This is a genomic window from Bradyrhizobium valentinum (assembly GCF_001440405.1).
Classification (GTDB): domain Bacteria; phylum Pseudomonadota; class Alphaproteobacteria; order Rhizobiales; family Xanthobacteraceae; genus Bradyrhizobium; species Bradyrhizobium valentinum.
This window is the reverse complement of record NZ_LLXX01000198.1, coordinates 16,409-35,813: the sequence shown is the minus strand read 5'-3', so window position 1 is coordinate 35,813 and position 19,405 is coordinate 16,409. Positions and strand designations below refer to the sequence as shown.

The window sequence follows — 19,405 nt, the reverse complement described above, 5'->3', positions numbered from 1 at the left end:
AGGAGGGCGGAGCCGATATAGGCGAAGTCGGCGCCGAGAATCCGCGCCGCGCGGATCGCGCGGCCGTTGGCGATGGCGCCCGACAGCGCGATCGGTCCGTCGAACCAGGCGCGCGTCTCCTCGACGAAGGCCAGCGGCGAGATCGTGCCGGCATGGCCGCCGGCGCCGGCCGCCACCAGGACCAGGCCGTCGGCGCCCTTCTCGACCGCCTTGCGCGCGAATTTCTGGTTTATCACGTCGTGGAAGACGATGCCGCCCCAGTCGTGCGCTGCCTTGTTGAGATCCTCGCGCGCGCCGAGCGAGGTGATCAGGATCGGCACCTTGTACTTCTCGCAGACCGCAAGGTCGTGATCGAGCCGGTTGTTGGACTTGTGAACGATCTGGTTCACCGCGAACGGCGCCGACGGCCGCTCCGGATGCGCCTTGTCGTAAGCCGCTAGTTCTTCCGTGATCCGCGCGATCCACTCGTCGAGCAGCGAAGCCGGCCGCGCGTTCAGCGCCGGAAACGATCCGACCACGCCGGCCTTGCACTGGGCGATCACGAGATCGGGCACGGAGATGATGAACAGGGGCGATCCGATCACCGGTATCGACAAGCGGCCCTTGAACAGCGCGGGCATGGACATTCGAAGCGATCCTCAATCTGTTTTCGTAAAGCGCGGCACGGTTCGAAAGCGTGATCCCATCGCAGGCCTGGCGCCCACCATTCCAGATCACGCCCTAGAGATGCCGGGCGTCATACCAACAAGGCAATCTTTCCAGTGTCAAGTATTGCGTTTTGGCGCTACTGGCAAAGCGCCCGGGTCACGTAATTTTCGGTCTTGCAGTCGCCCGGCTCGCGCTTGCGGCCGGGCAGGTACACTTTCGGCGAGCATTTCTCGGCCGCGTCGGTGTCGAGGCTCTTGCCTTCCTTGTAGCCCTTGGTCTGGCACAGCCGGTCGGCGCCGGCCTTGCAGTCCGGCGCGCCGTTGGCCGCCACCGTGCAGGCCGCGCGCCCGCTCACCATGATCGAGGGCCTCGCGATATTCGACAGGCTCTGGCCGGCGTCCTTGGTGCGCGCGTTGAAATCGTCGATGGTCTCGCCCGGGCTCTTCAGCGGCAGCAGCAGCGATTTGGATTTCTCGAACAGCTTGCCGATCTCGTTGATCAGGCCCGGATTCTCGTCGCGCGGTGGCGGGGACGGCTCGATCTGCTGCGGCTCGGGCTGCACCGGTTGCTGGGCCGGCGACTGCACGCCGAGCGTAGGCTGGGGCCAGCCGGCTTCGGCAGAGACCGCCAGCATGGACGCAACGAGGCCCGCGGTCGCAAGTTGCGTCCCGAACAGTTTGAGCAGGAGGCCGGTTCGATCGGACATCACGCGAACGTAGCCTGAAGCCGGGATGCCGGCAAAGCGCTAGACCAGCTTGAACGCGATGTAGAAGCCGAGCACCAGGACAATGGCACCGATAGCAACCCACATCCCGAGCCGCTTCTCAAGTTCCTTGCGGATCGGGTCGCCGTAGCGATTGAGCAGGACCGCGACCACAAAGAACCGCCCCCCACGCGCCACGATCGAGCACAGGATGAACAGCCAGATATTGTAGCCGGCGAAACCCGAGGTGATGGTCACGAGCTTGTAGGGGATCGGCGTCAGGCCCTTCACGAGTATGATCACTGCGCCCCATTCGGCATAGGAGGCCCGGAAGGTCTCGACCTTGTCACTGAGCCCGTAGATGGTGATCAGCCAGTGCCCGATCGAATCGTAGAGCAGCGCGCCGATCGCGTATCCGACCACGCCGCCGGCAACCGACGCGACCGTACAGACGGTCGCGAACCACCATGCCTTCTTCGGCCGCGCCAGCGACATCGGCAGCAGCATGATATCGGGCGGGATCGGAAAGAACGAGCTTTCCGCAAAGGAGACGGCCGCCATGATCCAAAGCGCATAAGGCTTGTCGGCGGCGTCGATACACCAGTCGTAGGTCCGTTTCAGCATGCGCGCATCAACCATCCTGCGGCGGATTTGTCCATGCCGGAAAAGAACGGAATTCGAGAGGAATTAGTGCCGTTTACGCAAGGAGCGGCCTTCCAGCGCGACAATTCGCCGCCGGACTGCAGGGGACGCCGTCGCCTTGGGTAGTGTTTTGGGCAGCGCCTTGGGCGCCGCCGTGCTCGCAAGGGCTTTGGACATTTTGACGGCCGACTTCGGCAGCTTCTCGGCGATGCCGAGCAAATCCTCACGCCGTTCCATTTCGCGCCAGACGTCCTCGGGCCTCACGCCCGCCGCCGCCCAGAGAACGGTCAGGTTGTAGAGCAGATCGGCGCTCTCGCGGACCACCGCCTCGGTCTTGCCGTTGACGGCGTCGATCACGACTTCGATGGCTTCCTCAGCGAGCTTCTTGGCCATCTTGGAGGGGCCACGCTGAAACAGCCGGGCCGTGCGCGACGTTGCCGGATCGAGATCCCTGGCCGCGATGACAGCCTGATAAAGCCGTTCGAGCGAATCACTCATCGTTCCAACCTAATGCAAAGCCATGGCAAGCGTGTTAACGGCCGACCCTGCAAACGCAAAAAAATCCACCGGCCGGAGCGGCCGGTGGATTCATCTTTAACGGTTGCGATTTTAGCGATCGCGTTTACCAGCCGCCATAGTAGGGGCCACCACCGTAATAATAAGCGCGGGGCCGGTGATAATACGGGCTACCGTAATAGGCTGGTCCGCCGCCATAGTAGCCGTAGTGGCGGTCATAGTAATAGTCGCGGCGGTTCTGGGTGGCCGCGATCGCGAGCCCGGTGCCGACGATGCCTGCAAAGGCCGCTGCGGCCGCGGCGCCGCCGCCACCTCGATAGTACCTGCGGCGCGCGCTGATATCGGTCGCGTCGCTGGTCCCGGTCGAAGCCGTGACGCCCTTGCCTGACGTCGCGGAGCCGGCAAAGGCCTTCGACGGTTCAACCGCCGTCAGTGCCACCGCTACGACCGTTGCCACCGCGCCGGCGCGGCCGATCGATGAAAACACACCCTTTCGCGCAAACATCTCGACATCCTCCGTGGGAGCTGGCCTGACAGGCCTCGGATAGCTAACCACCGAGCGGATACTAGGTTCTCGAATCCGAACGGCGGCTGAACGATCCCTGGCAAAATCGTGGCAGTCATCGGCGGTTCAGGTTAGATGCTGCACAATGGCTCGCCCAAGGGCGAGAAATGCCGTTGGCGATGTCACGAAACAGACATCACCGGCGCGGCAACTTGTCCCACCTCATGCTGATGTAATCTCGATGCGTGCTATCAGGACCAGCGCCATCCGCTCTTACCTGAGCGTTCTCCTGGCTTTCATTGCCGGCCTGTGCGCCATTGCGGGCTTCACGGCGAATAACGTGTTGGCCGCGGACGACCCCCGGCCACCGCTCGCGATCCAGTTTTCGCTCGACCGTCCGATCGATGCCGCGGCGGCGCCGTTTGTGATGGCCGCAGCCGGCGGCCTGTTCAGCGCGGAAGCGCTCGCGGTCACAACCAACATCGCCAGCGGATCCTCCGACGCGATTGCGCGCGTCGCGGCAGGCACCAGCGATTTCGCCCTCGTCGATATCAATGCCTTGATGCGGTTTCGCGACAAGGACAAGCAGGGCGGCCCCAGGATCAAGGCGGTGTTCGTGCTGTTCAACAGGGCGCCCTATACCATCATCGCCCGGAAGAGCCGCGGCGTCCGCTTGCTGTCGGACATCGAGGGCAAAAATCTCGGCGCCGCCGAAGGAGACCTGTCGATCCGGCTGTGGCCCGCGGTGGCCAAGCAGAACGGCATCAACATCAAGAGCGTGAAGCAGAGCAGCATCAGCGCCGCGGTGCGCGAGCCGATGCTGTCGGCAGGCCAGATCGATGCCGTGACCGGATTCTCCTATCTCTCGGCAATCAATTTGAGGGATCGCGGCGTGCCTGCCGACGATCTGGCGGTGCTGAAATTCGCCGACTATGGCTGCGAGGCCTACGGTTTCGCTGTTATCGCCAATCCGGCGCTGGCGGCCGCCAAGCCCGAGGCGGTGAAGGGGTTCGTGCGCGCCGTGATCGGCGGCCTGCATCTTACGATCAAGGACCCTGCAGGCGCCGCGGCCGAGGTCACCAACCGCATGGACGGCGGCTCGAAGGACCTCGAACTCGAACGCCTGCAAAGCATCCTGCGCGACAACATCCTGACCAGCGAGGTGAAGCGCAACGGCATCGGCGCTATCGATCCGGCGCGTTTCGAGCGCTCGATCGATCAGATCGCGGAAGATTTCAAGTTTCAGAAGCGACCGCAGCCTTCCGACATTTTCGACGACCAGTTCCTGCCGCCGCTGAACGGCCGATTGAGCAACTAGCGAGCGCTTGCTTCTTCCGCCGGTGCCCGCGGCTTACCCCTCTCCCCAACCCTCCCCCGCAAGGCCCCGCAAGGGGGGAGGGAGCCTGATGAGCGTGCTCACCTCACTTCGCGCGGCGCGTGCTGCTGAGCATCGTTGGCATTGTCAGAGGGGCACTGGCGGATGGGCTCCTTCCCCCCTTGCAGGCCCCTTGCGGGGGAGGGTTGGGGAGAGGGGCGCCGCTTGCTCAATTGCCTGACGTATGCACCCACCTCACTAGTGTCCTCAGTGATCCCTGCTTACAATGGCAAATTGAATCGTCTTGCGAGTCCTCACCTAATGTCCATGCTGCGCCTTTACACCCGCGTCCTCGAGCTGCTCGGCAAGGAGGCGCGGCTGGGCTGGATTCTCGCCGTCGCCAACCTGCTGCTGGCCGGCGCGCAATTCGCCGAGCCGGTGCTGTTCGGCAAGATCGTCGACGTGCTCTCGGGCAAGCCGCAGGCCGGACCGCTGGCGACGAACTCGGCCTGGCCGCTGCTGGCGGCCTGGGCGGCGTTCGGCCTGTTCACCATCGGCTGCAGCGCCATTGTCGCGCTCCACGCCGACAAGCTGGCGCACCGCCAGCGTCAGGTGGTGCTGACGGATTATTTCGAACACATCATGCAGCTGCCGCTGACCTTCCACACCGGCACCCATTCCGGCCGATTGATGAAGGTGATGCTGAACGGCACTGATTCGCTGTGGCGGCTCTGGCTCGCCTTCTTCCGCGAGCACTTTGCCGCCATCCTGTCGCTGGTGGTGCTGCTGCCGCTGGCGCTCTACATCAACTGGCGGCTGGCGATCCTGTTGTTCGTGCTGTGCGTGGTGTTCACGGTGCTGACCACGCTGGTGGTGCGCAAGACCTACGGCATGCAGAGCGAGGTTGAGGCGCAGTACAGCGATCTGTCGGCGCGCGCCTCCGACGCGCTCGGCAATGTCGCGCTGGTGCAGAGCTTCGTGCGGATCGACGCGGAAGTTCAGGGCCTGCGCTTCGTCGCCGACAAGCTGCTCGCCGCCCAGATGCCGGTATTGGGCTGGTGGGCGCTGGTCACCGTCATCACCCGCGCATCCACCACCATCACCGTGCTCGCGATCTTTACCGTCGGCATCTACCTGCACGCACAGGGACAGACGACGGTCGGCGAGATCGTGATGTTCGTGAGCTTCGCGACCATGCTGATCCAGAAGCTCGAGCAGGTGGTGAGCTTCATCAACAGCGTGTTCATGGAGGCGCCAAGACTGCAGGAATTCTTCGACGTGCTGGACGCTGTACCCGCGGTGCGCGACCGGCCCGGTGCTGTTGACACCGGACGGCTTTCCGGGCTCATCGAATTCCACGACGTCTCGTTTTCCTATGACGGCAAACGGCCCGCGGTCGAAGACGTTTCGTTTACCGCCCTGCCCGGCCAGACCATCGCCCTGGTCGGCCCGACCGGCGCCGGCAAGTCGACGGCTATCGCGCTGTTGCATCGCGCCTTCGATCCGCAGTCCGGCATCATCAAGATCGACGGCATGGATATACGTGCCTTGAAGCTGACCGCGTTGCGGCGGAACATCGGCGTGGTGTTCCAGGAAGCGCTGCTGTTCAACCGCTCGCTCGCGGACAATCTGCGGGTCGGCAAGCCGGACGCCACAGAGGAGGAAATGCGCATCGCCGCAAGCCGTGCGCAGGCGCTGGAATTCATCGAGCGCAGCGAAAAGAAATTCGAAACCCATGCCGGCGAGCGCGGTCGCATGCTGTCCGGCGGCGAGCGGCAACGGCTGTCGATCGCACGGGCACTGTTGAAAGACCCGCCGATCCTGATCCTCGACGAAGCGACCAGCGCGCTCGACGCCGTCACCGAGGCCAAGGTCAACGCCGCCCTCGACGAGGTGATGAAGGGCCGCACCACGTTTGTGATCGCGCACCGGCTTTCGACTATCCGCAACGCCACCCGCATCCTGATGTTCGACAATGGCCGCGTGATCGAAAGCGGAACTTTCGATGAACTGGTGGCCAAGGGCGGACGCTTTGCGGAACTCGCGAAGGCCCAATTCATGGTGCAGGAGAGCGCGCGGCCCAGTATTGAGGCCCGATAGAACGCTGTTAACGTTCAACTATCGTCGAAATTGCGCCTATTTCATCCACGATTTAGTGGCCGAGCCTCTGTTCTGAATCGCCAAGCCGGTATAGGTTTGCGCACTGCGCGCAACGCGACGGCGCCGGACACGCTTGAAACCCGAACGCTAGATCTAGAGGACCTCCTTCTCGAAGGCGGGTCGCAAAGGACCGGAACGGAAAAGTGCATTTTCTTCGCCCGCTGCTTCGCCATCCGTCAGTGAACTGGATCCTCCTTGTAGCGGCGCTTGTCGTCGTGACGCCGCGCGTCGTGCACGCCGAAGCGCTGCTGGTCGTCGAAGCCGATACCGGCAAGGTCCTGCAGGCCGACAACGCCACCATGCCTTGGTATCCCGCCTCGGTGACCAAGATCATGACTGCCTACGTCACGCTGAAGGCCGTGAAGGAAGGACGACTGTCGCTTGACACGCTCTTGACGGTGTCGCCGGTCGCAGCCTCGGAGTCGCCGTCCAAGATGGGTTTTCCTCCGGGCACCCAAGTTACCGTCGATAACGCGCTCAAGATGATGATGGTAAAGTCGGCCAACGACATGGCCGTGGTGCTCGCCGAAGGCGTCGGCGGATCGGTCGACGGTTTCTCGGCCATGATGAACCAGACCGCGCTGAAGCTCGGCATGACGCAGACGAGCTACGTCAATCCTAACGGCCTACCGGCGGACGGACAGGTCACCTCGGCGCGCGATCTCGCGATGCTGGCGCGCGCCGTCATTCGCGACCTGCCGGAATACGAATACTTCATGCACATTCCCTCGATCCGCTATGGGCGTAGGGTGACGCAGAATTTCAACAAGCTAATCGGGCGCTATCCCGGCGCCGACGGTTTCAAGACCGGCTTCATCTGCGCTTCCGGCTACAATCTGGTCGCCTCCGCGACGCGCAACGGCAAGCGGCTGATCGCCGTCGTGCTCGGCGCATCGTCGGGTCATGCGCGCGCCGTTCGCGCAGCGCAATTGCTGGAACGCGGCTTCGGCGGCAATGGGCTGGGCTGGCTGAAGCCCGCGCTCGGCACCGTCGACAATCTGGTTCCGATCGATGCATCGCCGCCGAACCTGCGCGACGAAATGTGCAACGGCAAACGCAAGCGTCCCGCCACCGACGAGGACGCCGACGTCGTCGCCACCAACGGCAGCGCTTCGACCGGCGAGACCGCGGTGACCTTCTTTACGGCGGGGCTGCAGCACCCGATCAAACCTGCGGATCTGCTGGCTGCCGCGGCAGAGCCGTCCGAGCCTGTTCCGGTCTATACCGGTCCCACCAAGACCGGCGCCGCGTTGATCGCGGCCGTTGCGGCGGAGGCCGAGAAGCAGGCCTCTGCAAAGCGCGGCAAGAAATCGAAGATTGCCGCGAAGAAGCCCGACGCCGCGGCGGCGCCCAAGGCTGAAGCCAACGCAAAGCCGGCAGCCAAGCCCGCTGCGGTCAGGCATGCGGACGCCAAGCCGGACGCTGCCGCCAAGCCGGCCGCCTCGGCCGAAAAAAAGCCGGCCGCTGCGGCCGAACGAAAGCCAGCCACCAAGCCCGCAGCCGCCCAACCCGCAGCCGCCAAGCCCGCGGCCGTCGGAGACAAGCCCGCACCGAAGCCGGCCAAGCCGAAGGCCGCTGCTAAACCCAAGGGCGAAACCAAGCCGGCTGGTTAACGGCCCACGAAGCCGCATAATTTGGCAGTTTTCCTGCCATTCGGCCGAACTATTCCAGATCGCCGAAGGCGTCGATAACGCGCAGCCGCTTGCCATCGGCGGCGGCATTCACAATACTGCCCAAAACACAAGGCGTGCCCGGCCAAGAAACAGGACCATAGCGTTTTCGAGCGAAGTGGGCACCGGTTCGCATGAAGAAAACGCGTCAAAACAAAAATTAGAGCACGGGTCTGATGCAATCAGAGCCGGGCTTGGAACCAGAGGGGAAATACCATGGAGCGGATCTGGCTCAAGCAATATCCGGCCGGCGTGCCAGCCGATATCGACGTCACCCAATACTCGTCGCTGGTCGAGCTATTGGAAGAAAGCTTTGCGAAGTTCGCCGACCGCAAGGCGTTCATCTGCATGGACAAGTCGATCAGCTACCGCGACCTGGATGAGATGTCGGCCGCGCTTGGCGCCTATCTGCAGAGCAAGGGCCTGCAAAAGGGCGCCCGCGTCGCGCTGATGATGCCGAACGTGCTGCAATATCCGGTCTCGACCGCCGCCGTGCTGCGCGCCGGCTACGCCGTGGTGAACGTCAACCCGCTCTACACCCCGCGCGAGCTCGAGCATCAGCTCAAGGATTCCGGCGCCGAGGCGATCATCGTTCTGGAGAATTTCGCCACCACGGTTCAGCAGGTGATCGCGAGGACTTCCGTGAAGCACGTGATCGTCGGCAGCATGGGCGACCTGCTCGGCTTCAAGGGCGTGATCGTCAACCTTGTCGTACGCAAGGTGAAGAAGATGGTTCCGGCCTGGTCGCTCCCGGGCTCGGTCTCGTTCAACGAGGCGCTTGCCGCCGGCCGCGGCATGAAGCTCAACAAGCCGCAGCTTGCCCGCGATGACGTCGCCTTCCTGCAATATACTGGCGGCACCACCGGCGTCTCCAAAGGCGCGACGCTGCAGCACAAGAACATCCTCGCCAACGTGCTGCAGAACGACGCCTGGCTACAGCCGGCGCTGAAGAAGCCGCCGCATGTCGACCAGCTCTTCATCGTCTGCGCGCTGCCGCTCTATCACATCTTCGCGTTGACGGCGTGCTTCCTGATGGCGGTGCGGGCCGGCGGCGTCAACCTCCTGATCCCGAATCCGCGCGACATACCGGGCTTCATCAAGGAATTGATGAAGTACCAGGTCAACAGCTTCCCGGCGGTCAACACGCTCTACAATGCCCTGCTCAACGCACCCGGCTTCGACAAGGTCGACTTCTCCAAGCTGAAGACCTCCTTTGGCGGCGGCATGGCCACCCAGAAGCCGGTCGCCGAGAAATGGCTGAAGGTCACCGGTTGCGCGCTGTCGGAGGGCTATGGCCTGTCCGAGACCTCGCCGGTGCTGACCTGCAACCCCGCCGACACCGACCAGTTCTCCGGCTCGATCGGCATTCCCGTGCCCTCGACCTACATCTCGATCCGCGACGACGACGGCAAGGAAGTGCCGCTCGGCGAGCCCGGCGAGATCTGCGCCAAGGGACCTCAGGTGATGGCCGGCTATTGGAACCGCCCGGAAGAGACTGCGAACGTCATGACCGCGGACGGCTTCTTCCGCACCGGCGACATCGGCGTGATGGACGAGCGCGGCTACACCAAGATCGTCGACCGCAAGAAGGACATGATCCTGGTCTCGGGCTTCAACGTCTATCCGAACGAGATCGAGGAAGTGATCGCAGGCCATCCGGGCGTGCTGGAATGCGCCGTGATCGGCGTCGCGGACTCGAAATCGGGCGAGGCGGTGAAGGCGTTCATCGTCAAGAAGGATCCGAACCTTTCGGCCGACGACGTCATCAAGTTCTGCGGCACGCAGCTCACCGCCTACAAGGTCCCCAAGCAGATCGAGTTCAGGACCGATCTGCCCAAGACCAATGTCGGCAAGATCCTGCGTCGCGAACTGCGCGACGAGAAAAAGGCCGCGGCTTAAGGGGCGAACGAGCGCTCGCGCATGGTTGAAGCTTCCATCACGCCGGCCGACATCCTGGCGTTCTGGCGTGATGCCGGCCCCGAACGCTGGTACATGCGCGACGACGCGTTCGACGCTGAGGTGCATCGGCGCTTCCTCCGGCTGTGGCAGAGCGCGGCAGCGGGTGAATTATCGTCATGGGAAGGAAGCGATGACGGCGCGCTGGCGCTCGTCATCGTGCTCGACCAGTTTCCCCGCAACATGTTCCGCGGCGACATCAGGACCTATGCCAGCGACCGCCCCGCGCGCGAGGTGGCGCACCGCGCCGTCGATCGCGGCGTGGACGCGCGGATCGATCCCGCCTTGCGTGAATTCCTCTATCTGCCTTTCATGCATTCGGAGCACCTGTCCGACCAGTTGCGCTGCATCGAGCTGTCGCGCGCGGCCGGCCATACCGAAAGCCTGAAATGGGCCGAACACCACGCCGACATCATCCGCCGCTTCGGCCGCTTCCCTCATCGCAACCGCCTCTTGGGCCGCGCCACCACGCCCGAGGAGCAGGCCTTCCTGGACGAAGGGGGCTTTTCGCCGTGATGACGCAAGCGTGAACGGCCTCAGCCGTTGCCGTTTCGCTGGCCCTGAATATTGTGCCGGTCACCCGCCCGGTCTGGAGCGGCCGCTCCAGATCCTTGCTTTGACGCGTTTTCTTCACGCGAACCGGTATCCACTTCGCTCGAAAACGCTATAAGACACACACCGCTCAGTGAGGGAGAATTGACGATGACGATCCAAGTTGGCGACAAGCTGCCGGAAGCCAAATTTCGCGTGATGACGGCGGAGGGGCCGCAGGTCAAAACCACCGATGATATTTTCAAGGGCAAGAAGGTCGCGCTGTTCGCGGTGCCCGGCGCCTATACCGGCACCTGCCACAAGATGCACCTGCCGAGCATCTTCCTCAACGCCTATGCCATCAAGGACAAGGGCGTGAACACCATTGCCATCGTCTCCGTCAACGACGCCTTCGTCATGAACGCCTGGAAGCGCGACACCGACCAGCGCGACGAGGCCGTGTTCCTCGCCGACGGCAATGCCGACTTCACCAAAGCGATCGGCATGGAGCTCGACGCCTCCGGCAACGGCCTCGGCATCCGCTCCAAGCGCTATTCGATGCTGGTGGACGATGGCGTCGTGAAGAAGCTCAATCTCGAGCCCGCGCCAGGCAAGGTCGAGGTATCAGGCGGCGATACGCTGCTGGGGCAGCTTTGAGAGGCCGTCATTGCGAGGAGCTCGCAATGACGATCATTGACGTTCGCCCACACAAAAGCTGTCGTCGCCCGGCTTGACCGGGCGATCCAGTACGCCGCGGCTTCTCGTTTCTATCACTGATGTCTCTGGGTTACTGGGTCACCCGCCTTCGCGGGTGACGACACCATTGGCCATTGCGGCACCGGGTAGGATGGGTAGAGCGCAATCCTACTTCCCCACCCTCTCCTGTAATCGCGCCATTGCGATGCCGTCGCGCGCGAGCTGATCGGCGCGTTCGTTTTCGGCGTGGCCGGCGTGGCCCCTGATCCAGTGCCAGCGCACCTGGTGCGGCTTCAGCGCGGCGTCGAGGCGCTGCCAGAGATCGACGTTCTTGACCGGCTTCTTGTCCGAGGTGCGCCAGCCGTTCCGCTTCCAGCCGTGGATCCAGCCGGTGATGCCCTGGCGCACATACTGGCTATCGGTGGTGAGATCGACCACGCACGGCTTCTTCAGCGCTTCGAGCGCCGAGATCGCCGCCATCAGCTCCATGCGGTTGTTGGTGGTGTGCGTCTCGCCGCCCTTCAATTCCTTTTCCTTGTCGCCGAATTTCAGGATGGCGCCCCAGCCGCCGGGCCCGGGATTGCCCGAGCAGGCGCCGTCGGTGAAAACCGTCACGTGAGGCAATTCGCTCAAGCGGCAAATCCGGGCTGGGTCAGGCCGTAATCGCGCACGCTGGAAACACTCTGGTGGAAGCGCAGCTTGCGGACGTATTCGAGCGGGTCCTTCGGCTTCACCAGCGCGCCCGGCGGCACGTTGAGAAAATCGACCAGCCGCGTCAGCAAAAAGCGCAGCGCCGAGCCGCGCGCCAGCAGCGGCAGCGCCTCCTGCTCGGCTTCAGACAATTGCCGCTCGCGGCCGTAAGAATTGAGCAATGCGCGCGCCTTGGTGACGTTGAAGGAATGATCCGGCTCGAAGCACCACGCGTTCAGGCAGATCGCGACGTCGTAGACCAGGATGTCGTTGCAGGAAAACGGGAAGTCGATCAGGCCGGACAGCTTGTCGCCGAGGAAGAAGACGTTGTCGGGAAACAGGTCGGCATGGATGACGCCGAGCGGAAGATCTTTCGGCCAGCACGCCTCGAGATGATCGAGCTCGCGCGCGATGAAGTCCTGCAGGCCAGGTGCGACGCTGTCGGCGCGCGGTGCGGCGACATCGAACAGCGGCCGCCAGCCTTCGACCGACAGCGGGTTCTTGCGGAACATCGGAAAGTCGCGGCCGGCCACATGCATCTTCGCCAGCGCCTCGCCAACGCCGGCGCAATGCGCGGCATTGGGCCGCCGCGGCCACATGCCCTCGAGGAAATTGATGATCGCCGCGGGACGCCCGGCCAGTTCGCTGTAGACCTCGCCCTTGCGGTTTCTGGCGGGCTGCGGACAACGCACGCCGCGCTCGGCCAGATGCGCCATCAGCGACAGGAAGTACGGCAGGTCGTCCACTGCCACGCGCTTTTCATAGAGCGTGAGGATGAAGGCGCCCTTGCTGGTATGCAGCAGAAAATTGGAATTCTCGACGCCCTCGGCGATGCCCTTGTAGGAGAGCAACTCGCCGATTTCGTAGCCCTTCAGGAACTCCGCGAGGTCTTCGGCGGCGACGTCGGTGTAAACCGCCATCGCGACTACTCGGCGGCAGCTTCAGGCCGCAGCGAACGCGGCAGCGGGAAGAACTCGTTCTCCTCCGCGGCCGACACCGTCTCCACATGTAATTCGAACCGCTCGGCGAAGGCGCCCATGATTTCCTCGACGATCACTTCCGGCGCGGACGCGCCCGCCGTGATGCCGAGGCTCTTGATGCCCTCGAAGCGCGACCAGTCGAGATCCGAGGCGCGCTGCGCCAGCACCGAGACCGGGCAGCCCTCGCGCTCGGCGACTTCGCGCAGGCGCTGCGAGTTCGACGAGTTCGGCGCGCCGACCACGATCAGCGCATCGACCACCGGCGCCACCTTCTTGACCGCGAGCTGGCGGTTGGTGGTGGCGTAGCAGATGTCTTCCTTGTGCGGCCCGTTGATGTTCGGAAAACGCTCCTTGAGCAGCGCAACGATCTCCGCCGTGTCGTCAATCGACAGCGTCGTCTGCGTCACGAAAGCGAGGTTGTTCGGATCCTTCGGTGCGAAGGTCTTGGCGTCCTCAGCGGTCTCGATCAGCGTCACCGCGCCCGTCGGCAACTGCCCGAGCGTGCCGACTACCTCGGGGTGATGCGAATGCCCGATCAGCAGGATTTCACGGCCGCGTTTGAAGTGGATCGCGGCCTCGCGGTGCACCTTCGTGACCAGCGGGCAGGTGGCGTCCAGCGAAAAGAAATTGCGGGCGCGGGCATCGGCCGGAACCGACTTCGGAACCCCGTGGGCGGAAAACACCACCGGCGCGTTGGTATTGTCGGGGATTTCGGCCAGTTCCTCGACGAAAATCGCGCCCTTGGTCTTCAGGCTGTCGACGACGTAGCGGTTGTGCACGATCTCGTGGCGGACATAGACGGGCGCGCCATAGATGGCGAGCGCCCGCTCGACGGTATCGATGGCCCGCACCACCCCCGCGCAGAAGCCACGGGGGGAACAAAGCACGATTCTAAGGTCTGGTTTGGCTGACATTAGGGGCTATTCCGGGACCGAATCACCCCTCGCCGGCGGGCAGGGAACGGCCAATTCGGATAAGGACTTGGGACTGCTTTCGGCCTCTGTCAAGGCACTTTAGCAGACCATTGCGCCAAAGGGGATGGAAGGCGTATATAGCGCCTTAATTCCCGTCATCACCGATGACCATAGGCTTCGCCTCCGAAAGAGGTGGGCGAGGCACAAAGGAGATTTGCCATGAGCAATGCACCGCTGATGCCCAAGGCGACGGCCGTGTGGCTGGTTGACAATACCGCTCTGACCTTCGACCAGGTGGCCGATTTCACCAAGATGCACCCCCTTGAGGTCCGCGCCATAGCCGACGGCGACGCCGCCCAGGGCATCAAGGGCATGGACCCGATTTCGACCGGGCAATTGACCCGCGACGAGATCGAAAAGGGTGAAAAGGACCCGAACTACCGCCTCAAGCTCGGCGAGAGCAAGGTTGTGCTGCCGCCGGCCGCCAAGAAGAAGGGCCCGCGCTACACCCCGGTGTCGCGCCGCCACGAGCGGCCGAGCGCGATCCTCTGGCTGGTCCGCAACCACCCCGAGCTGAAGGACGCGCAGATCATGCGCCTGGTCGGCACCACCAAGACGACGATCGCGTCAGTCCGCGACCGCACCCACTGGAACGCCTCGACGCTGACCCCGATGGACCCGGTGACGCTCGGCCTCTGCTCGCAGATCGAGCTCGATTTCGAAGTGCAGCGCGCCGCCAAGGAAAAACCGGTCCCCGCCGCCTACGGTGGCGCCACCCTGCTGCCCGCCTCCGAGACCACCAAGAAGGAGCCGGAATTCGAGCCGAGCGAGAGGAAAGAAGACGACCTCAATGTCGATGCCGTGTTCGCCAAGCTGAAGACGATCGGCGGCAAGAAGCAGGACGACGACGAGGAGTAAGGTTATCGGCTACGGCTGATGCCGAACGCGGCGGGGCAACCTGCCGCGTTTTTTGTTGAGCGACGAGGGCTGCGGACCGGCTGACAGCCGCTTCAACCGTACTTCAGCTTCATCCAGAGGATTCCGCCGGCCAGAACGATCGTAACCGCATTCGCAACGATCAGCGGCGCATCACCGGAAAGCAGGCCGTACAACAGCCAGAGCAGGATGCCGAGCACCATGACGAGGAACATTCCAAGCGAAATGTCTTCGGTGGAGCGTGTTCTCCAGACTTTCACGAACTGCGGTGCATAAGCGAGCGTCGTGCACGTTGCGGCGGCAAACCCCAGCAGCTTGATTGCAAGTTGTTCCATGCCGCTGTTATAGCATCGATTCGAAGATGGGTTTACGAAGGATGACCGGGTGAGCCGATACTCCTCATGCCTTCTTCAAGAACTCCATTCGCTTGAGCCGGTGGACGAGCCCTTCAGCTTCAAATCCTTGAATCATTCGCAAGGCGTTCGCTTCTTCCTTCTCCCCTTGTGGGAGAAGGTGGCGCGGACGAAGTCCGTGCCGGATGAGGGGTTTCCATCCGCGGAGAGAACCCCTCACCCGTCGCCGAACTTCGTTCGGCGCCACCCTCTCCCACAAGGGGAGAGGGGGAAGAGACCTCCTCAGCCCAATTCGATCTCGTCGTCGATCTCATGCGAGAGGCTGACGCCGCCGATGGTCAGCACCATCTTCGCCGACAGCTTCTCATGGCCCTTGAGCTTGCCGGCTTCGATGGCGTCGCGCACGGCTTTTTCGATCTCGCGCTGCGAGGTGATGCCGACCTTCTTGAGGAATTTGCGCAGGCTGGCGTTGAAGACATCTTCGTTCATGAGGGCCTCCTGATTATGGCCTGGTCGGATTGTTCAGCATGTGCTCGGCGAGATTGCGCTGGGCGCGATCGGTGCGGGCGTTGGCATTGCCGCGCTGCACGTCGCGGTTCTTGCGGCAATTGACATAATCATTCGAGCCTGCCGCAACGTTGTTGGAGCGGCAAAAAGCGTCGTCGTCCGCGCTGGTGTCGGCCATGGTCGGCTGGCCGCGCTCGAGGCAGCCGGTGAGAAGCGGGGCTGCGAGCAGGAGGGCGATGAAGTGCCTAGCGGGTCCAGACTGCATGAAGGCTCCTGTTTTCCTATCTTGTCATTGCCGGACTTGAGCCGGCAATCCATCGAAAAGATGGCGCTTCTTAAGACGATGGATGCCCGGGTCAAGCCCGGGCATGACGAGGAACCGTCATTCCGGGATGGTGCGCAAGCACCAGACCCGGAATCTCGAGATTCCGGGTTCGATGCTTCGCATCGCCCCGGAACGACAGTGAGTCGCCTACACCCTGCCCTTCAGCGCGTCGCCGATTTCCTCTAACACCTTGGGGTCCTCGATGGTGGCCGGCATGGTCCAGCTCTCGCCGTCGGCGATCTTCTTGATGGTGCCGCGCAGGATCTTTCCCGAGCGCGTTTTCGGCAATCGCCCGACCGTGATCGCGAGCTTGAAGGCCGCGACGGGGCCGAGCTTGTCGCGCACCAGCGCCACGATTTCCTTTTCGATCTCGGCCGGCGCGCGTGTCACGCCAGCCTTCAGCACCAGGAAGCCGCAGGGCACCTCGCCCTTGATCGCGTCCTTGATGCCGAGCACCGCGCATTCGGCGACATCAGGATGGGAGGCCAGAATTTCCTCCATGCCGCCGGTGGAGAGCCGATGACCGGCGACGTTGATGATGTCGTCGGTGCGGCCCATCACCCAGACATAGCCGTCCTCATCCTTGTAGCCGGCGTCCGAGGTCTTGTAGTAACCGGGAAATTCGGTGAGGTAGGCTTCCTTGAAGCGCGCTTCCTGCTGCCATAGCGTCGGCAGGCAGCCGGGCGGCATCGGCAGCTTGATCACGATCGAGCCCATGGTGCCCGCGGGCACCTGCTTGGATGCCTCATCGACCACGTCGACCTGATAGCCCGGCATCGGTACCGTCGGCGAGCCGTGCTTGACCGGCAGCATGCCCAGCCCCACCGGATTGCCGGCGATGCACCAGCCGGTTTCGGTCTGCCACCAATGATCGATCACGGGCACCTTCAGCTGCGCTTCCGCCCATTCCACCGTCGGCGGATCGGCGCGCTCGCCGGCCAGGAACAGCGTGCGGAAATTCGACAAATCGTATTTGCGGATGAATGCGCCATCGGGATCCTCCTTGCGGATGGCGCGGAAGGCGGTCGGCGCGGTGAACAGCGCAACTGCCTTGTGCTCGGAGATGACGCGCCAGAACGCGCCGGCGTCCGGCGTGCCGATCGGCTTGCCCTCATACATGATCGAGGTGGCGCCATGAATCAGCGGGCCGTAGACGATGTAGCTGTGGCCGACCACCCAGCCGATGTCGGAGCCGCACCACCAGACCTCGCCGGGCTTGACGCCGTAGAGGTTGAACATCGACCATTTCAGCGCGACCAGATGCCCGCCATTGTCGCGCACGACGCCCTTCGGAATACCCGTGGTGCCGGACGTGTAGAGAATATAGAGCGGATCGGTCGCAAGCACCGGCGTGCAGGGCGCGGCCTTGCCGGCTTCGAGCGCCGCGCTGCGGAGCGTTGCCCAGTCGTGATCGCGACCGGCCATGAGTTCGCAAGCGTGCTGCGGTCGCTGCAAGATCACGCAAGCTTGCGGCTTCACGCTTGAAAGCTTGATCGCCTCGTCGAGCAGCGGCTTGTATTGCACGATACGGCCGGGCTCGATGCCGCAGCTCGCCGAAAAGATCAGTTTCGGCTTGGCGTCCTCGATCCGGGTTGCGAGCTCTTTCGCCGCAAAACCGCCGAACACCACCGAATGCACCGCGCCGATCCGCGCGCAGGCCAGCATCGCAAACACGGCTTCCGGCACCAGCGGCATATAGAGGATGACGCGGTCGCCCTTGGCGACGCCGAAATCGGCCATCACTGCGGCGAGCGTCTGCACCTCCTTCAGCATCTCGGCATAAGTAAATTTCGAGATGGAGTTGGTCAGCGGCGAATCGTGGATCAACGCCACCTGGTCCGCACGGCCGCCCGCGACATGGCGATCGAGCGCGTTGTAGCAGGTGTTGACCACGGCGCCGGCGAACCAGCGGCCATACGCGTCCATCGAGGGGTCGAAGATCTTTTTAGCCGGCTCGATCCAGTCGATCTCGCGCGCGGCCTCGGCCCAGAACCCTTCGGGATCGGCCAGCGAACGGGCATGGACCTCGTGATAGCGGCTGTTGTCCTGGATGTTCATGGCGTCGCTTCCCGTGCATTTGTGACCGGCCACCGGCTCTTCTTCCCGTTCCGGGATACGCCCACCTTAATCTGGATCAAGAAAAAAGAAGGGATTTTCTGCCCAGGGGGAGCCTTATCGCGTCCGGTCAACACGGGTCCGGTTGCCGAAATTTAACGATGATGAAAGCGTTTTTGTAGCCTTTCACGAAGCTGACAAGTGCCAGCACCCTTAGGTGGTACAACCGGCTTCATCGACGGACAGTTCACAGGGAATCCCATGCCGCAGTCCCACTTCCTGATAGAAGCATTCGACCTTGAGCAATGGTGTCCCGTTCTGCAGGCGATGCTTCCTGTCGACGATCCGGAAGCGCTCCGCGCAATTCTGGCTGGAGTGGCCGACGACGACCCTGAGCTGGAAAAAACTTACTTTCTGGATGATGAAGAGCTCGCAGCCATCGTAGCGACATTCAATGTGAGCTTCGATGCAGCGCAATTGGATTCCAAAGATCTGGAGATCAGCCTGTTCCGATGGCGGTCATCCGATCGGACGCCATACCTGACCCACACAGGGTACGAACTGCCGCTGCTGCTGGAGGGCCGAAAGAAACTGGCGCGCATGTCGGGTCTGTATCCGCCGATGGCATTCGAGGGCGAGGACCGGTTTGAGCTTTGGGTGACCAAGGGCGTGCTTCACCGCGAGGAAGTCAATGAACCGTTCGATCAGCCGGTTCAGACGTCCCATGGTCAGACTTACCTTGGACAACGGATCGTCTACTACACGCCGAAGGGCGAAGAATGGCGAATCCGGGCGAGCAAACTGATCTGGGACGCCTCAGGCAAATCCGGCGGCTGGAATGAATGCTTCGAACGGCTCGAGGGCATGCTGTTCGGCTATGAAGATTGGCAGAACGATTGGTGGATCACGAGAGGCATAACAGGCGGCGGCTTCGATGGCCTATCATGCTGCTGCATGGTGACCGCGGGCGGTCTGGCATGGATCGAAGCCGCCGGGTTCCGTGCATTGCCGCCCATTGATGGTCCGACGCTGGCCATCATGATGCACGACTGGGAGAACGAAGCTGATCAATACGCCGCCATGCTCGGAGATCCCGAAAGCGTTGCTGTCGCGCGCTTCAACATGCTTGGTCGCGACTTCATGAATTTCTGGACTTCGCAGCGCGGCGGTCCGTGGCACCTGCCGGCCGTGCGGATTGCCGAATTCAATCGCTTCCTCCGAGGATCGGTCGAGATCGTCGCTCGGCGCGACGATGCCGCAACCAATGTTCGAAGTGCCAGACCGTGACCATATCAATTCAAGC

General features: G+C 63.0%; 20 protein-coding genes. 8 read left to right on the top strand and 12 right to left on the bottom strand.

What is annotated here, in order from left to right; all coding sequences use genetic code 11:
- From CP49_RS35290 to CP49_RS35270, 5 genes are all read right to left on the bottom strand, one after another.
- On the bottom strand, nt 1-626 hold a 626-nt coding region (locus tag CP49_RS35290), incomplete at its 3' end, for an NAD(P)H-dependent flavin oxidoreductase (RefSeq protein WP_245311042.1).
- Between the two features lie 158 nt (nt 627-784).
- Nucleotides 785-1,354, bottom strand: coding sequence for a hypothetical protein (locus CP49_RS35285; protein WP_057854718.1), 570 nt, complete (start codon nt 1,352-1,354; stop codon nt 785-787).
- A gap of 39 nt (nt 1,355-1,393) precedes the next feature.
- The gene (locus CP49_RS35280; RefSeq protein WP_057854724.1) at nt 1,394-1,975 is read right to left on the bottom strand and encodes a YqaA family protein; all 582 of its coding nucleotides are present in this window, start codon (nt 1,973-1,975) and stop codon (nt 1,394-1,396) included.
- Nucleotides 1,976-2,038: 63 nt separating this feature from the next.
- Nucleotides 2,039-2,491 carry a phosphoribosyl-ATP diphosphatase gene (gene hisE / locus CP49_RS35275; protein WP_057854717.1) on the bottom strand — a complete coding sequence of 151 codons (453 nt, stop codon included), beginning with the start codon at nt 2,489-2,491 and terminating at the stop codon, nt 2,039-2,041.
- Nucleotides 2,492-2,615: 124 nt separating this feature from the next.
- Nucleotides 2,616-3,014, bottom strand: a complete 399-nt coding sequence (locus tag CP49_RS35270; RefSeq protein WP_057854716.1) for a hypothetical protein — start codon at nt 3,012-3,014, stop codon at nt 2,616-2,618.
- Nucleotides 3,015-3,255: 241 nt separating this feature from the next.
- On the opposite strand from CP49_RS35270, the gene CP49_RS35265 reads away from it, so the two are divergent.
- The 6 genes from CP49_RS35265 to CP49_RS35240 all read left to right on the top strand — a co-directional run bounded on the left by CP49_RS35265 (nt 3,256) and on the right by CP49_RS35240 (nt 11,303).
- Nucleotides 3,256-4,332 carry an ABC transporter substrate-binding protein gene (locus tag CP49_RS35265; protein WP_057854715.1) on the top strand — a complete coding sequence of 359 codons (1,077 nt, stop codon included), beginning with the start codon at nt 3,256-3,258 and terminating at the stop codon, nt 4,330-4,332.
- A 318-nt stretch (nt 4,333-4,650) separates the two neighbouring features.
- Nucleotides 4,651-6,429 (top strand): glucan ABC transporter ATP-binding protein/ permease, encoded by a 1,779-nt coding sequence (locus tag CP49_RS35260; protein ID WP_057854714.1) that lies wholly within the window; start codon nt 4,651-4,653, stop codon nt 6,427-6,429.
- A gap of 203 nt (nt 6,430-6,632) precedes the next feature.
- Nucleotides 6,633-8,102 carry a D-alanyl-D-alanine carboxypeptidase family protein gene (locus CP49_RS35255; protein ID WP_057854713.1) on the top strand — a complete coding sequence of 490 codons (1,470 nt, stop codon included), beginning with the start codon at nt 6,633-6,635 and terminating at the stop codon, nt 8,100-8,102.
- Nucleotides 8,103-8,375: 273 nt separating this feature from the next.
- The gene (locus CP49_RS35250; protein ID WP_057854712.1) at nt 8,376-10,058 is read left to right on the top strand and encodes a long-chain fatty acid--CoA ligase; all 1,683 of its coding nucleotides are present in this window, start codon (nt 8,376-8,378) and stop codon (nt 10,056-10,058) included.
- A 21-nt stretch (nt 10,059-10,079) separates the two neighbouring features.
- Nucleotides 10,080-10,631: a DUF924 family protein gene (locus CP49_RS35245; RefSeq protein WP_057854711.1), complete on the top strand. Its 552-nt coding sequence runs from the start codon at nt 10,080-10,082 to the stop codon at nt 10,629-10,631.
- Nucleotides 10,632-10,817: 186 nt separating this feature from the next.
- On the top strand, nt 10,818-11,303 hold the full coding sequence (locus CP49_RS35240) for a peroxiredoxin (protein ID WP_057854710.1): 486 nt from the start codon (nt 10,818-10,820) through the stop codon (nt 11,301-11,303).
- Between the two features lie 207 nt (nt 11,304-11,510).
- Here CP49_RS35240 and rnhA read toward each other — a convergent pair whose 3' ends face one another.
- Genes rnhA through ispH form a run of 3 tightly spaced genes read right to left on the bottom strand, consistent with a single transcriptional unit; the run spans nt 11,511 to nt 13,926 of the window.
- Nucleotides 11,511-11,975, bottom strand: coding sequence for a ribonuclease HI (gene rnhA, locus CP49_RS35235; RefSeq protein ID WP_057854709.1), 465 nt, complete (start codon nt 11,973-11,975; stop codon nt 11,511-11,513).
- Nucleotides 11,972-12,952 carry a homoserine kinase gene (locus CP49_RS35230; RefSeq protein WP_057854708.1) on the bottom strand — a complete coding sequence of 327 codons (981 nt, stop codon included), beginning with the start codon at nt 12,950-12,952 and terminating at the stop codon, nt 11,972-11,974. Before CP49_RS35230 ends, rnhA begins: the two co-directional genes overlap by 4 nt.
- Before the next feature lie 5 nt (nt 12,953-12,957).
- The gene (ispH, locus tag CP49_RS35225; RefSeq protein ID WP_057854707.1) at nt 12,958-13,926 is read right to left on the bottom strand and encodes a 4-hydroxy-3-methylbut-2-enyl diphosphate reductase; all 969 of its coding nucleotides are present in this window, start codon (nt 13,924-13,926) and stop codon (nt 12,958-12,960) included.
- A gap of 219 nt (nt 13,927-14,145) precedes the next feature.
- Between ispH and CP49_RS35220 the strand changes: the two genes are divergently transcribed.
- A complete protein-coding gene (locus CP49_RS35220; protein ID WP_057854706.1) occupies nt 14,146-14,844 on the top strand; it encodes a DUF1013 domain-containing protein in 699 nt (232 codons plus the stop codon).
- A 92-nt stretch (nt 14,845-14,936) separates the two neighbouring features.
- On the opposite strand, the gene CP49_RS35215 is transcribed toward CP49_RS35220, so the two are convergent.
- The 4 genes from CP49_RS35215 to CP49_RS35200 form a co-directional block, all read right to left on the bottom strand.
- Complete coding sequence (locus CP49_RS35215; protein WP_057854705.1) at nt 14,937-15,197, bottom strand: SemiSWEET transporter; 261 nt, start codon at nt 15,195-15,197, stop codon at nt 14,937-14,939.
- Nucleotides 15,198-15,497: 300 nt separating this feature from the next.
- Nucleotides 15,498-15,704 carry a DUF6494 family protein gene (locus CP49_RS35210; RefSeq protein WP_057854704.1) on the bottom strand — a complete coding sequence of 69 codons (207 nt, stop codon included), beginning with the start codon at nt 15,702-15,704 and terminating at the stop codon, nt 15,498-15,500.
- Between the two features lie 13 nt (nt 15,705-15,717).
- Nucleotides 15,718-15,987: a hypothetical protein gene (locus tag CP49_RS35205; protein ID WP_057854703.1), complete on the bottom strand. Its 270-nt coding sequence runs from the start codon at nt 15,985-15,987 to the stop codon at nt 15,718-15,720.
- Nucleotides 15,988-16,194: 207 nt separating this feature from the next.
- On the bottom strand, nt 16,195-18,105 hold the full coding sequence (locus tag CP49_RS35200) for a propionyl-CoA synthetase (RefSeq protein WP_057854702.1): 1,911 nt from the start codon (nt 18,103-18,105) through the stop codon (nt 16,195-16,197).
- A gap of 258 nt (nt 18,106-18,363) precedes the next feature.
- Between CP49_RS35200 and CP49_RS35195 the strand changes: the two genes are divergently transcribed.
- Entirely contained in the window at nt 18,364-19,389 is a 1,026-nt protein-coding gene (locus CP49_RS35195) for a hypothetical protein (protein WP_057854701.1), read from the top strand.
- Nucleotides 19,390-19,405 lie beyond the last annotated feature (16 nt).

Bases quoted from the DNA above. Each gene is read 5' to 3' on its own strand.
- CP49_RS35200 (WP_057854702.1), bottom strand. From the start codon at position 18,105: ATGAACATCCAGGACAACAGCCGCTATCACGAGGTCCATGCCCGTTCG.
- CP49_RS35220 (WP_057854706.1), top strand. From the start codon at position 14,146: ATGAGCAATGCACCGCTGATGCCCAAGGCGACGGCCGTGTGGCTGGTT.
- ispH (WP_057854707.1), bottom strand. From the start codon at position 13,926: ATGTCAGCCAAACCAGACCTTAGAATCGTGCTTTGTTCCCCCCGTGGC.
- CP49_RS35285 (WP_057854718.1), bottom strand. From the start codon at position 1,354: ATGTCCGATCGAACCGGCCTCCTGCTCAAACTGTTCGGGACGCAACTT.
- CP49_RS35280 (WP_057854724.1), bottom strand. From the start codon at position 1,975: ATGCTGAAACGGACCTACGACTGGTGTATCGACGCCGCCGACAAGCCT.
- CP49_RS35265 (WP_057854715.1), top strand. From the start codon at position 3,256: ATGCGTGCTATCAGGACCAGCGCCATCCGCTCTTACCTGAGCGTTCTC.
- CP49_RS35245 (WP_057854711.1), top strand. From the start codon at position 10,080: ATGGTTGAAGCTTCCATCACGCCGGCCGACATCCTGGCGTTCTGGCGT.
- hisE (WP_057854717.1), bottom strand. From the start codon at position 2,491: ATGAGTGATTCGCTCGAACGGCTTTATCAGGCTGTCATCGCGGCCAGG.
- CP49_RS35195 (WP_057854701.1), top strand. From the start codon at position 18,364: ATGCCGCAGTCCCACTTCCTGATAGAAGCATTCGACCTTGAGCAATGG.
- CP49_RS35240 (WP_057854710.1), top strand. From the start codon at position 10,818: ATGACGATCCAAGTTGGCGACAAGCTGCCGGAAGCCAAATTTCGCGTG.
- CP49_RS35215 (WP_057854705.1), bottom strand. From the start codon at position 15,197: ATGGAACAACTTGCAATCAAGCTGCTGGGGTTTGCCGCCGCAACGTGC.
- CP49_RS35230 (WP_057854708.1), bottom strand. From the start codon at position 12,952: ATGGCGGTTTACACCGACGTCGCCGCCGAAGACCTCGCGGAGTTCCTG.
- CP49_RS35210 (WP_057854704.1), bottom strand. From the start codon at position 15,704: ATGAACGAAGATGTCTTCAACGCCAGCCTGCGCAAATTCCTCAAGAAG.
- CP49_RS35270 (WP_057854716.1), bottom strand. From the start codon at position 3,014: ATGTTTGCGCGAAAGGGTGTGTTTTCATCGATCGGCCGCGCCGGCGCG.
- CP49_RS35205 (WP_057854703.1), bottom strand. From the start codon at position 15,987: ATGCAGTCTGGACCCGCTAGGCACTTCATCGCCCTCCTGCTCGCAGCC.
- CP49_RS35250 (WP_057854712.1), top strand. From the start codon at position 8,376: ATGGAGCGGATCTGGCTCAAGCAATATCCGGCCGGCGTGCCAGCCGAT.
- CP49_RS35260 (WP_057854714.1), top strand. From the start codon at position 4,651: ATGTCCATGCTGCGCCTTTACACCCGCGTCCTCGAGCTGCTCGGCAAG.